A 14107-nucleotide genomic window follows, 5' to 3' on the forward strand; every position below is an offset into this window, starting at 1 on the left:
CCTTTCTTAGTTTTTTATACGCACAAAAAAGCCAGCAACTTAGGCTGGCTTTTTTATCAAATTAAGAATGAATCAGAATACTTAATACGATTAATTATCTTGATTTAACTCTTGAGCAAATGCTTCATCGAAGCTTGCAAAGTCTTTGCTATCAGTGCTTGCAGTCATATCAAACGCTGCATTCAAATCTTTATCTTGTAGCTTCTGATCTGCTTTTGCTTTGCGTGCTTTATGATAAGCAAGACCAGTACCTGCAGGAATCAAGCGACCAACAACCACGTTTTCTTTCAGACCACGTAGTTCATCTACTTTACCAGTCACAGCAGCCGCAGTTAGTACACGGGTTGTTTCCTGGAAAGAAGCCGCTGAGATAAAGCTTTCAGTTGCCAGACTTGCTTTGGTGATACCTAGTAATTGACGCTCAAACTGTACTGGGAATTTATCTTCCGCTTCTAGCTTCGCATTCAATGCTTTGATATCTGCATACTCGACCTGATCACCTTTGAAGTGGCTTGAATCGCCACCATCAGTGATTTCAACTTTACGCAACATCTGACGAATGATAACTTCGATGTGCTTATCGTTGATTTTTACGCCCTGCAAGCGATAAACGTCCTGTACTTCGTTGACGATATAATCAGCAAGTGCAGTCTGACCTTTCAAACGCAAGATATCATGTGGGTTCTGTGGACCATCAGCGATCACTTCACCACGTGCTACCGTCTCGTTTTCAAAGACGTTGATTTGACGCCATTTCGGGATTAGCTCTTCATGTACTTCACCATCTTCATTAGTAATAATGAAGCGGTTCTTACCTTTAGTCTCTTTACCAAAGCTTACCACACCAGTCATTTCTGCCATAATGGCGTGATCTTTTGGACGACGTGCTTCGAACAAGTCAGCAACACGTGGTAGACCACCGGTAATATCTTTCGTACCAGAAGACGCTTGTGGTACACGGCCTAGAATCGAACCTGCTGCTACTTTTTCACCATCGCTCACGCGGATGATAGTTTCAGCTGGTAGGAAGTAAACTACTTCTTTGCCTTCGTCAGTGTTCAAGATAATCGCAGGACGTAAGTCTTTTGCTGAACTTGAACGGTCACGAGTGGCTAGAATCTCAAATGAGCTCATACCAGTCGCATCATCAACTTTTACTGTTGCAGTCATACCGTCAGTGATGTCACTGAAGCGTGCTGTACCAGCAAATTCTGTGATGATTGGATGCGTATGTGGATCCCACTTAGCGATAGTTTGACCGCCTTCAACCTGCTCTTCGTTTTTCACAAGTACGCTTGAACCGTACGGTACTTTATAGCGCTCACGCTCACGGCCAAGCTCATCGGTCAATGCGATTTCAGCTGAACGCGATACGATGACTAAGTGACCATCGGTATGCTGTACTGTTTTCATGTTTTCAAAGTGCGCTTGACCAGCATTACGTACAGAGATGCTGTTGTCTACAGAGGCTGAGCTCGCTGCCCCGCCCACGTGGAACGTACGCATGGTTAACTGAGTACCTGGCTCACCGATAGACTGAGCTGCCATAACACCGACTGATTCGCCGATATTCACTTTATGACCACGTGCAAGGTCACGACCATAACACTGTGAACATACGCCATGTTCGATATCACACGTAATTACTGAACGTACCCAGATATCATCGATTGCGTTGTTATCAAGGACGTTAACCCAGTACTCATCGATCAATGTACCAGCTGGAATCAATACTTTATCAGCATCGTCATTATAAGTAACGTCACGAGCAGTCACACGACCCAGTACTAGCTCACCTAGCTTCTCAATGATTTCACCACCTTGGATATGTGGTTTCATGAGTAAGCCTTCTTCAGTACCACAATCATCGCTAGTGATAACCAAATCTTGTGCCACATCAACTAGACGACGAGTTAGGTAACCCGAGTTAGCTGTTTTCAGTGCTGTATCCGCTAGACCTTTACGTGCACCGTGAGTTGAGATGAAGTACTGTAGTACGGTCAAACCTTCACGGAAGTTAGCTTTAATCGGTGTCTCAATAATTGAGCCATCTGGTTTCGCCATCAAACCACGCATACCTGCCAACTGACGAATCTGTGCCGCACTACCACGAGCACCAGAATCTGACATGATAAAGATAGAGTTGAATGACTTCTGCTCGTCTTCTTCACCTTGTGCATTGATAACTTTATCTGTTGCCAAGTTGTCCATCATCGCCTTAGCGACTTTGTCATTGGTACGTGACCAGATATCAACTACTTTGTTATAGCGCTCACCAGCAGTTACGAAACCTTGCTCGAACTGATCTTCGATTTCGCGAACTTCGCCTTCTGCCACTTCGATGATTTGCTTTTTAAGTGGTGGAATGACCATGTCGTCGATACCGATAGACACGCCAGATAGTGTTGCTTGAGCAAAACCAAGATACATCAATTGGTCAGCAAACATAACACTTTCTTTTACGCCAACTTTACGGTAGCAAGAGTTGATCAAACGAGAGATGTTTTTCTTCGTCATCTCTTGGTTACACTCATCAAACGTCATACCTTTAGGCATGATGTTCCAGATAAGTAGACGACCAGCAACCGTATCTTTGATACTGATTTCTTTGGTCTCGTTACCATCTTCGTCAATTTGCGTCTCAGTAACACGTACTTTGATCTTGGCGTTTACATGTAGATCATTTGAACCAATTGCACGCAATGCTTCATTAACGGTAGCAAAAATCATGCTCTCGCCTTTGGCATTAATAGACGAGCGACTGATGTAATATAGACCTAGTACAACATCCTGAGATGGTACGATGATCGGATCACCGTTCGCAGGTGACAAGATGTTGTTGGTAGACATCATCAAGGCACGTGATTCAAGCTGCGCTTCTAGCGTCAATGGCACGTGAACAGCCATTTGGTCACCATCGAAATCGGCGTTGAATGCGGTACAAACAAGCGGATGCAACTGGATTGCTTTACCTTCGATCAGTACTGGCTCAAATGCCTGTAGACCCAAACGGTGAAGTGTTGGCGCACGGTTAAGAAGTACTGGATGCTCACGGATAACCATGGCCAGCATATCCCACACTTGTGGCTCTTCACGCTCTACCATCTTTTTGGCAGCTTTAATCGTAGTCGCTAAACCATGAGATAATAATTTGTTATAAGTAAATGGCTTGAATAATTCTAGTGCCATTTTCTTAGGTAGACCACACTGATGTAGACGTAGTGTTGGACCTACAACGATAACCGAACGACCAGAGTAATCGACACGCTTACCAAGTAAGTTCTGACGGAAACGACCTTGCTTACCTTTGATCATATCTGCCAAAGATTTCAATGGACGCTTGTTACTACCAGTGATGGCACGACCGCGACGACCGTTATCAAGCAACGCATCTACTGACTCTTGCAACATACGTTTTTCGTTACGCACGATGATGTCAGGTGCGCTTAGCTCAAGCAGACGCTTAAGACGGTTGTTACGGTTGATCACACGGCGATATAGATCGTTTAGATCTGACGTCGCAAAACGGCCGCCTTCTAGCGGTACTAGAGGACGCAAATCTGGTGGTAGTACTGGCAAGATGTTCATTACCATCCACTCAGGCTTGTTATTAGAATCACGGAATGCTTCTAATAATTTGAGACGCTTAGACATCTTCTTAAGCTTAGTCTCAGAACCAGTTTGTGGAATCGCTTCACGTAGCTCATCAATTTCAAGATCGATATCAATGTCTTTTAATAGGTCTTGAACTGCTTCAGCACCCATCTTGGCTGTGAATTCGTCACCAAACTCTTCAAGCGCTTTGTAATAATCTTCGTCATCAAGCAACTGGTATTTTTCTAAGCTAGTTAGACCAGGCTCAGTAACGATGTAGCTTTCAAAATATAGAACGCGCTCGATATCACGGAGCGTCATGTCTAGCAATAGACCGATGCGGCTCGGTAATGATTTTAGGAACCAAATATGCGCCACAGGACTGGCTAGGTCGATATGACCCATACGGTCACGACGAACTTTAGCAGTGGTAACTTCAACACCACATTTTTCACAAATAACGCCTTGGAACTTACGGCGCTTATATTTACCACATAAACATTCGAAGTCTTTTACCGGGCCAAAGATTTTGGCACAAAAAAGACCATCACGCTCAGGCTTGAACGTGCGATAGTTGATGGTTTCAGGCTTTTTGACTTCGCCGTGCGACCATGACTTAATGACGTCAGGTGAGGCTAAAGTAATTTGAATGCTATCAAACTCTTGGTTACCGTTGCCGGTAGGGCTTTGCATGATATCGAGTAAATCTTTCAAGTTGCTTCTCCGTTATCTTTATAATCATCTGACAGCGTACCATTGACGCAGATAAGATGAATGAAGGCAATGAATAGGGTTGAGACAAATCACTAAAAGCAGCAGCAATAAAGCAGACTGCCTTTAGTGGACAACTAAGTTAAACAACGGGCTAGTTGCTTTGTTTTAACTCAATATTAATACCCAGTGATTTGATTTCTTTGGTCAGTACGTTGAACGACTCAGGCATGCCTGGATCCATATACTGCTCACCATCAACGATGTTTTTGTACATACGAGTACGGCCTTCAACGTCATCCGACTTCACCGTTAGCATTTCTTGCAACGTGTAAGTCGCGCCGTATGCTTCTAGTGCCCATACTTCCATCTCACCGAAGCGCTGACCACCAAACTGAGCTTTACCACCCAATGGCTGCTGCGTTACTAGAGAATAAGAACCTGTTGAACGCGCATGCATTTTGTCATCAACCAAATGGTTAAGCTTGAGCATGTACATGTAACCAACGGTTACTTTACGGTCAAACTTCTGACCTGTACGACCATCATATAACGTCTGTTGACCATCGCGATCCATACCAGCAAGCTCTAACAGGTCTTTAACTTGGCTTTCTCTTGCGCCGTCAAATACTGCTGTGCCCATCGGTACACCGCCACGTAAGTTGTCTGCTAGCGCCATGATGTCATCATCACTCAAGCTATCAAGATCAACTTGCTCACCGCCTACTTGGTTGTAGATTTTGTCCAAGAAGTCACGTAGCTCTTTGATTGCTGCTTGAGATTTGAGCATACCGTCAATCTTCTCGCCCAATCCTTTCGCTGCCATACCCAAATGCGTCTCTAGAACCTGACCGATGTTCATACGAGATGGTACACCAAGTGGGTTCAATACGATGTCAACGGTATTACCATTTTCATCATAAGGCATGTCTTCAACTGGCATGATGCGCGATACAACACCTTTGTTACCATGACGACCAGCCATCTTATCACCAGGCTGAATACGACGCTTAACCGCTAGATATACTTTAACGATTTTTTGTACGCCATGTTGCAAGTCATCACCAGCAGTCAATTTGCGTTTTTTCTCAGCAAACTTCACATCGATGTCTTTTTGCTTATCAACCAAGTAATCAGCGATTTGCGTTAGACGTTCAGAGATTTCTTCTTCAACTGGCTGAATATCAAGCAATGTCTCAAGGCTCATATCTTTCATATCAGCCAAGGCCATAACCGTACCAGCTTTTAGACCAGCACCGCCGCTGACTTTTTGGCCATCTAATAGATTACCAATACGACCACGTGCTGCTTCTTCAAAGATACGTAGCTCTTCTTTCAAATCTTTGCGATAGCTATCAAGCTGCGATTTTTCAATCGCTCTTGCGCGTGCGTCTTTTTCAACGCCATCACGGGTGAAGACCTGTACATCAATAACCGTACCTTTACTTGAAGTTGGTACGCGTAGTGAGGTGTCTTTCACGTCAGCCGCTTTTTCGCCAAAGATAGCCCGTAGTAGTTTCTCTTCTGGCGTTAGTTGCGTTTCACCTTTTGGCGTCACTTTACCAACTAGAATATCACCAGCGTCAACTTCAGCACCGATATAGACGATACCTGCTTCATCAAGACTTGATAATGCTGCTTCACCAACGTTTGGAATATCAGCAGTGATCTCTTCTGTACCTAGCTTGGTATCACGAGCCACACAAGTCAATTCTTGGATATGAATAGTAGTGAAACGATCTTCTTTAACTACTTTTTCAGATAACAAGATTGAATCTTCGAAGTTGTAACCATTCCACGGCATAAATGCAATGCGGATATTCTGACCTAATGCTAGCTCACCAAGATCCGTTGAAGGACCATCAGCCAAGATATCACCCAAAGCAATCTCGTCACCTTGGTTAACGATGATACGTTGGTTGATACAAGTGTTTTGGTTAGAGCGCGTGTATTTGATCAAGTTATAGATATCGATACCCGCTTCACCAGCAGTCATCTCGTCTTCGTTTACACGAACAACGATACGTGATGCATCAACATCTTCAATCACACCGCCACGCTTAGCGATAACACAAACACCAGAGTCACGAGCAACGTGACGCTCCATACCAGTACCTACTAACGGCTTATCAGCACGTAGCGTAGGAACAGCCTGACGCTGCATGTTCGAGCCCATCAAGGCACGGTTAGCATCATCATGCTCTAGGAACGGAATCAGACCTGCTGCAACCGATACTACCTGACTTGGTGATACATCCATATGCGTCACTTTTTCTGGCGGCATACGAACAAATTCACCATAGCTACGCACACTGACCATCTCGTCAGATAACGCGCCATCTTCAGTCATCGGAGAATCAGCCTGTGCAATGACAGTACCTACTTCTTCGATTGCTGATAAATACTCAATAACGTCAGTAACTTTACCATCAACCACACGGCGATAAGGCGTTTCTAAGAAGCCAAAGCTGTTGGTTTTAGCAAATGTTGCTAGTGAGTTGATCAGACCAATGTTTGGACCTTCAGGAGTCTCAATAGGACATACACGGCCATAATGCGTATCATGTACGTCACGTACTTCAAAGCCTGCACGTTCACGAGTTAGACCACCAGGTCCTAACGCTGATACACGGCGCTTATGGGTAACTTCAGACAACGGGTTGTTCTGATCCATAAACTGTGACAACTGGCTTGAACCAAAGAATTCTTTAACTGCGGCCGCTACTGGCTTAGAGTTAATCAAATCTTGTGGTGACAAGTTGTCTGATTCTGCTGAGCTTAAACGCTCTTTTACGGCACGCTCAACACGTACTAGACCAACACGGAATTGGTTTTCTGCCATTTCGCCTACTGAACGAATACGACGGTTACCAAGATGGTCAATATCATCGACATCACCGCGACCATTACGAATCTCGATAAGTTCTTTTAGAACGTTAACGATATCATCGTTAGTCAATACACTGCGTTCGCGCTGGATATCAGGATCATCAGTATTATCAAATTCTAAACCAAGACGACGGTTGAATTTCATACGACCGACGTTTGATAAGTCATAACGATCTGCATTAAAGAACATGCTCTCAAACAGTTTTTCAGCAGTTTCAACCGTTGGTGGCTCACCTGGACGCATTACTTTGTAGATTTCGATCAACGCTTCTTCACGGCTTGAGGTACTATCAGCACGTAGCGTATCGGCAATATAACTACCTTGGTCGATATCGTTCGTGAATAGAATGCTGAACTCTTTGATAGCACCACTGGCTTCAAATGAGTTCAATTTAACCAATAACTCGTGGTCGATTGGCGTGTTTGCTTTAGCGATGATTTCGTCGTTAACGACAATATCTTCTGCTAAAATACGCTCATATAGATACTCATCAGGAACAGCAATCTTCGTCATACCTGCTTCTTCAAGCTGACGGATACGGCGTGCGTTGATGCGTTTGCCCTGCTCGACGATAACGTCACCTTCAGGTGATACGATATCGAACTGAGCCATTTCGCCACGTAGACGATCAGCAACTAAATCAATCTCAAACGTCTCTTCGCCTTTATAAACAGCAACTTTATCAAAGAATAAATCTAGGATTTCAGAAGTTGTTAGACCAAGTGCGCGTAGAATGATTGAAGCAAGTAGCTTACGGCGACGGTCAATACGAGCAAATACTAAATCTTTTGCATCAAATTCAAAGTCTAACCATGAACCACGGTAAGGGATAATACGTGCGTTATAAAGCACTTTACCACTTGAATGCGACTTACCTTTATCATGGTCAAAGAACACACCAGGTGAACGATGTAGCTGAGATACGATAACACGCTCAGTACCATTGATAATAAAAGTACCGTTAGCAGTCATCAAAGGCATCTCGCCCATGTAAACGCTTTGCTCACGGATATCTTTGATAGCAGCTTTGCTATCTTTGTCTTTGCTGTCTTTGTCTTTGATGATCAAACGGATTTTGACACGCATAGGCGCAGCAAACGTTGAACCACGTAAGATACACTCACGCTCATCAAATTCAGGCGTGCCTAAATAGTACTCAACAAATTGTAGCTCTGCGTTACCAGAGTGACTCTCAATTGGGAAAATAGAGGAATACGCAGCTTGCAAACCAGTATTCTCACGAGCTTTTGGCTTTTTGTGCTCTTGCAAAAATTGCTCGTAAGAATCTACTTGAATAGACAGTAAATAGGGAATGTCCATTACAGTGGGCAATTCAGCAAAACTTTTGCGAATACGCTTTTTTTCAGTATAAGAATATGCCATCGAGAGTCCTTACAGTAAACGTGGAAACAAATTAAAAGCGTGGCCAGTATGCATAAATACGATGCAAACGTAGCGACGTAAACGATAATATAAAACGGGTCTTCGTGTTCAGTTCATGTCTTTTCTGTCAATTACTACTTTACTCTTCAGTGCTTACCTAGCACACTTCACTTAATCTCATCGTTGCTTGCTAGATTCATGGTAAGTGAATCAGTCTATATGACTGTTACAACCAAAAAATTCAATATTATATAATCTATAACACATTGCCTATCCGGCTTACTTTACAAATACACTGCTGGGAAATAATGTCTATTAAGATTGCATCCATACCACTTGCCATCTAGACTACTTATTACCGAACTATGTTCCCTACACATACAAACTGTCTATGAGACTAAATATCGACAGTCATGCCACACCAAGTAGGCAACTTATGATCAACAGCTTTTTTAAGAATACCGCTTTTTTCAGGATTAATAATCGGGGTAACTATAACTTTTAGAATCAGTATAAACTATAGTGTTGATAGGAAAGCATGCAGACACAAAAAAATGCCAAACATCTACAGACGTTTAGCTCATATTAACTGATTTCAAAAACTGGCATGTGTGCTTGCATGTATATCGTCTGTCCTTTTGATGGGTATCCACCGTGATGTTGCATACGTATGTTGGCAGACACAAAAGGTCAAGCTACGAATTATAGTAAAAAAAAGCTGGCAATGCAAGGCATTACCAGCTTTTTTTCGTACAGTGTTAAACTTATTTTAGTTCAACAGTTGCACCAGCTTCTTCAAGTTTCTTTTTCAACTCTTCAGCTTCAGCTTTAGATGCGCCTTCTTTGATTGGAGCTGGAGCGCTTTCAACCAAATCTTTCGCTTCTTTTAGGCCAAGACCAGTAGCTTCACGTACGGCTTTAATTACGCCAACTTTCTTCTCACCAAAACTGGCAAGAACTACGTCAAACTCGTCTTTTTCTTCAGCAGCAGCAGCAGCAGGACCAGCAGCAGCAGGTGCAGCAGCAACAGCAGCTGTTACGCCGAATTTTTCTTCCATGTCGCTGATTAACTCAACGATATCCATTACTGACATTTCAGCGATTGCATTTAACACGTCATCTTTAGATAGTGCCATGAGAACTCTCCGTTATCTGATAAAAATTAATTGATTCTAATATCGCCTTGATTGCTTGCCTAATGTGACAATAAAGTGCAACCAAAATTAGCGATGTTAAAGTTACGTTAAAACAAGCAATTAAGCAGCTTCTTTTGCGTCTTTGATTGCCGCTACAGTGCGAACGAACTTGCCAGGAACAGCGTTCATAGTCTGGACAAGCTTGGTCACTGGTGCATTCATAGTAGCCATCAAGATAGAGATTGCTTCGTCGCGAGTTGGTAGCTTCGATACGCGCTCTAGCTCTTCTGGACCATAAACTTCACCACCGACTGATACTAATTTGGTCTCTAAAGCTTTGTTATCTTTGCTGAAGTCGAAAACGACTCGAGCAGCAGATCCCAAATCTTCCATAGAGAAAGCCAAAAGTAGTGGACCAGTCATACGGTCTGACATGCTCTCAAACTTAGTGCCTTCAAAAGCGCGTTTTGCTAGTGTATTTTTTACCACTTTCAAAACGACACCTTTATCACGAGCTTGTTCGCGCAGCTTAGTAAGCTGTGCAACACCAATACCGTGATATTCGGCAGCTACTGCTGAGTAAGCATTAGCAGCAACTTCAGACACTTCAGCCACAACTTGTTGTTTTTGTTCTAGCGTTAATGCCATAAGTTGACTCCTTTAATCTTATCAATCGACTTATAATAAAAGTGCCAAAAACAAGGTTTTTATGCGCTCAAACTGTAAGCTAAGACTGACTTGATACGACACATTACCAGTGGGTTCAATTAATAATAAAAGCATCTACTGGTAACGACTGATTACGGCACCGTTATCAGAATGACGTTGAGTAATAGTTTGAAGGTTATAAATAATCCTATCGCCCTATTCGCTCGTGTCTTAAACTGTGTGGGCCACCGTCTGCGTAGGACAACTAAGATTTTCATCTGTCGTCGATTAACAAAAGTGACTTATTATCATAAGCAACTATCCGAAGATCGCTAACTATGACTATAAACTACTCTCTACCTACGGTCTTAGACAGCGTAGCAAATACTACGCTGACCTAATTCTTTAAAAACTGTTTGTGTTTATCACTCAAAATATTTGAAGATAAAAACTTTAATTATTTAGCAGTACGATAAGGAACGGCGTCGATCGTTAGACCTGGACCCATCGTGCTAGACAAGGTAATTTTCTTAATGAAAGTACCTTTAGAAGTAGCAGGCTTAGCACGCTTTAGATCAGAAAGAATCGCTTGCGCGTTTTGCTCGATTTGATCAGCAGTGAAACCAACTTGGCCGATAGTTGCATGGATGATACCAGCTTTATCAACACGGTACTGAGCCTGACCAGCTTTCGCATTAGTCACAGCTTCAGCAACGTTTGGCGTTACCGTACCAACTTTAGGGTTAGGCATTAGACCACGTGGGCCTAGGATAGTACCTAATTGACCAACAACACGCATTGCATCTGGAGCTGCGATAACAACATCAAAGTCCATGTTACCGGCTTTGATTTGCTCTGCTAGGTCTTCAAAACCAACGATGTCTGCACCAGCTTCTTTAGCGGCTTCAGCAGCAGCGCCTTGAGCGAATACAGCAACGCGTTTGGTTTTACCAGTACCAGCAGGTAGGTTAGTTGCACCACGAACTACTTGATCAGATTTACGTGGGTCAACGCCCAAGTTTACTGCGATATCGATAGACTCTTTGAATTTTAGCGCTGGCAAATCGTTTAGGATTTGAACCGCTTCTTCAATAGTGTACTGTTTTTCGTTATCAATACGGCTTTGGATTTCTTTTTGACGTTTGGTTAGCTTAGACATTATACACCCTCCACGGTAATACCCATTGAACGTGCAGTACCAGCGATGGTACGGACAGCAGCGTCAAGATCAGCAGCAGTTAAATCTGCATTCTTAGTCTTAACGATGTCTTCTAGTTGTGCACGGTCAACTTTACCAACTTTAGCAGTGTTCGGTGTACCTGAACCTTTAGCAATACCAGCAGCCTTACGTAGTAAGTATGCAGCTGGTGGTGACTTCATGATGAAGGTAAAAGATTTGTCGCTGTATACTGTGATCTCAGTTGGGATCGGTAGACCTGGCTCTTGGCCTGAGGTCGCAGCGTTAAATTCTTTACAGAACGCCATGATGTTCACGCCTTTTTGACCCAAAGCTGGACCAATAGGTGGTGAAGGATTTGCTTTGCCTGCAGGCACTTGCAGTTTGATGTAACCATCAATCTTCTTAGCCATGATACTCTCCTAAATGGGTAATAGCGCCAAATCAACGTGGTATATACCTAATTGACTAACAGCTCCCCGGTTGATGAATTTTTTGCTCGTTTAGTCTAGTTTTTCAACTTTACTAAATTCAAGCTCAACCTGTGTAGGTCGATTAAATACGTTTACCGTTAGATGTAGTTTAGACTTCTCATAATCCACTTTTTCTACCAACCCTTTAAAGTCAGTAAATGGACCATCGATGACCAATAACTCTTCGCCTGGCTCAAATAGAGTCTTAGGACGTGGGTCAGTTTCAGTCTGGTTCAAACGGTTTAAAATGCGATCAGCTTCTACTTGCGTAATCGGTGCAGGCATCTCAGGCGTACCACCGATGAAGCCCATAATACGTGGGCAATCTTTTACGATGTGCCAAGTATTATCGTTCATCTCCATCTGGATCAATACATATCCAGGAAAGAACTTACGCTCACTCTTACGTTTTTTGCCGTCTTTCATTTCGACGACTTCTTCAGTAGGAACCAATACATCACCGAATGACTCAGCGAAGTCACTACGGTTAATACGATCAGTTAATGAACGTTGTACTTGTTTTTCATATCCTGAAAACGCTTGGACAATATACCAACGCATATCACGCTCCTGATCATTATAAATAAGTCGTTATGAATAAATGTCTGGCTAATAGTCACTAATACGTGCTATTAACCGATAAAGATACCAACGAACCAATTAAAAAAGTTATCCAATAACCAAATAAAGAAACCAGCAATCGCAATCACGACAATCACTTGCCATGTATATTGAAAGGTTTCGTCTTTACCTGGCCATGTCACTCGGCGAAGCTCAACGGCAGCATCTTTTAATAATATTTTAAAAGCACGGCCTTGATGCGTTAACGCCAAACAGACTAATGCAAATACAACAAGTGCGACAATAATACCAATACGTACCCAAACGTCGTTGGCAGGTTGCCAATAGCCTGGTAAGTATTGATTTACTAGAGTCGCACCGATTAATACAGCTGCAGCAAGTAGCCACAAAATCAAATCTTTTATTGAGCCAGTCTTAGCCACTTCAACAGCAGTAGTACCGCTAGCTGAAACATGCTTATTTTTAGACAGCATTCCACCAGCAACCGCCTTGGCATCAGATAACTTAGTCTCGAGGTTATCTTGATCATTGCTCATAAAGAACTCGCTTCGGAGATGGTGGGGTACAACAAAGATGTGATAAGAAGATGGCAGGCGATGTAGGACTCGAACCTACAACCCTCGGTTTTGGAGACCGATGCTCTACCAATTGAGCCAATCGCCTATGGGTGTAAAGGACAGCATTATACAATATTTAGCATAGAATGCAAGCCCTAGACGGTAAAATTATTAATTTTACCTGATTTCGCACTGCCGCAATCTAAAATAACTGCTAGCGTTAAGTGCAGCGATAATATAACAAGCTATGCCGTAGATTACAATATGCTATCTAACAAATAATTATCTCTATCTCACATATCGTGAGTTATTGTTTCGCTAAAGCTATTATTCTATTTCTAGTAATGATTCACATTCTCCCACAAAAAAAAGGCCACCCTAGATAGGATGGCCTTTTTATGACTAATTCATAAGCTCATTACTGAGACTTAAGGGTTAGTTCAATACGTTAGCAACAACACCAGCGCCTACAGTACGGCCGCCTTCACGAATAGCGAAGCGAAGACCTTTGTCCATAGCGATTGGGTGGATAAGCTCTACGCCCATCTCAACGTTATCACCAGGCATTACCATTTCAGTACCGTCTTGTAATTGGATTGCGCCAGTTACGTCAGTAGTACGGAAGTAGAACTGTGGACGATAGCCGTTTAGGAATGGTGTATGACGACCACCCTCTTCTTTTGACAATACATATACTTCAGCGTCAAACTTGGTGTGAGGAGTGATTGAACCTGGCTTAGCTAGTACTTGGCCACGTTGTACGTCTTCACGCTTAGTACCACGTAGTAGTACGCCACAGTTTTCGCCTGCACGACCTTCGTCAAGCAGTTTACGGAACATCTCTACACCAGTACAGGTGGTTTTTTGAGTGTCACGGATACCAACGATTTCGATCTCGTCGCCAACTTTAACGATACCAGATTCAACACGGCCTGTTACTACAGTACCACGACCTG

The 14107-nt window shown here is 43.0% G+C and carries 9 protein-coding genes and 1 tRNA gene; all 10 read right to left on the minus strand.

Annotated elements, in window-relative coordinates; all coding sequences use genetic code 11:
• Positions 1 to 90 precede the first annotated feature (90 nt).
• Positions 91 to 4308, minus strand: a complete 4218-nt coding sequence (gene rpoC, locus V6252_RS11215; RefSeq protein ID WP_341610509.1) for a DNA-directed RNA polymerase subunit beta' — start codon at positions 4306 to 4308, stop codon at positions 91 to 93.
• 151 nt (positions 4309 to 4459) lie between these two features.
• The gene (gene rpoB, locus V6252_RS11220) at positions 4460 to 8578 is read right to left on the minus strand and encodes a DNA-directed RNA polymerase subunit beta (protein WP_101204292.1); all 4119 of its coding nucleotides are present in this window, start codon (positions 8576 to 8578) and stop codon (positions 4460 to 4462) included.
• Between the two features lie 764 nt (positions 8579 to 9342).
• Positions 9343 to 9714, minus strand: coding sequence for a 50S ribosomal protein L7/L12 (gene rplL, locus V6252_RS11225; protein ID WP_057761722.1), 372 nt, complete (start codon positions 9712 to 9714; stop codon positions 9343 to 9345).
• A gap of 120 nt (positions 9715 to 9834) precedes the next feature.
• Positions 9835 to 10362: a 50S ribosomal protein L10 gene (gene rplJ / locus V6252_RS11230; protein ID WP_057761724.1), complete on the minus strand. Its 528-nt coding sequence runs from the start codon at positions 10360 to 10362 to the stop codon at positions 9835 to 9837.
• Positions 10363 to 10819: 457 nt separating this feature from the next.
• Positions 10820 to 11521, minus strand: coding sequence for a 50S ribosomal protein L1 (gene rplA / locus V6252_RS11235; protein WP_057761725.1), 702 nt, complete (start codon positions 11519 to 11521; stop codon positions 10820 to 10822).
• The gene (gene rplK, locus V6252_RS11240) at positions 11521 to 11952 is read right to left on the minus strand and encodes a 50S ribosomal protein L11 (RefSeq protein WP_057761727.1); all 432 of its coding nucleotides are present in this window, start codon (positions 11950 to 11952) and stop codon (positions 11521 to 11523) included. Before rplK ends, rplA begins: the two co-directional genes overlap by 1 nt.
• A gap of 90 nt (positions 11953 to 12042) precedes the next feature.
• The gene (gene nusG, locus V6252_RS11245; RefSeq protein ID WP_057761729.1) at positions 12043 to 12573 is read right to left on the minus strand and encodes a transcription termination/antitermination protein NusG; all 531 of its coding nucleotides are present in this window, start codon (positions 12571 to 12573) and stop codon (positions 12043 to 12045) included.
• A 71-nt stretch (positions 12574 to 12644) separates the two neighbouring features.
• On the minus strand, positions 12645 to 13130 hold the full coding sequence (secE, locus tag V6252_RS11250) for a preprotein translocase subunit SecE (protein ID WP_057761731.1): 486 nt from the start codon (positions 13128 to 13130) through the stop codon (positions 12645 to 12647).
• A 51-nt stretch (positions 13131 to 13181) separates the two neighbouring features.
• A tRNA-Trp gene (locus V6252_RS11255) sits at positions 13182 to 13257 on the minus strand.
• 329 nt (positions 13258 to 13586) lie between these two features.
• Positions 13587 to 14107, minus strand: a 521-nt coding sequence (locus V6252_RS11260) for an EF-Tu/IF-2/RF-3 family GTPase (protein ID WP_296243477.1), incomplete at its 5' end; no start/stop codon positions are given.

The sequence above is a fragment of the Psychrobacter proteolyticus genome (genome assembly GCF_038155145.1).
GTDB classification, from domain to species: domain Bacteria; phylum Pseudomonadota; class Gammaproteobacteria; order Pseudomonadales; family Moraxellaceae; genus Psychrobacter; species Psychrobacter proteolyticus_B.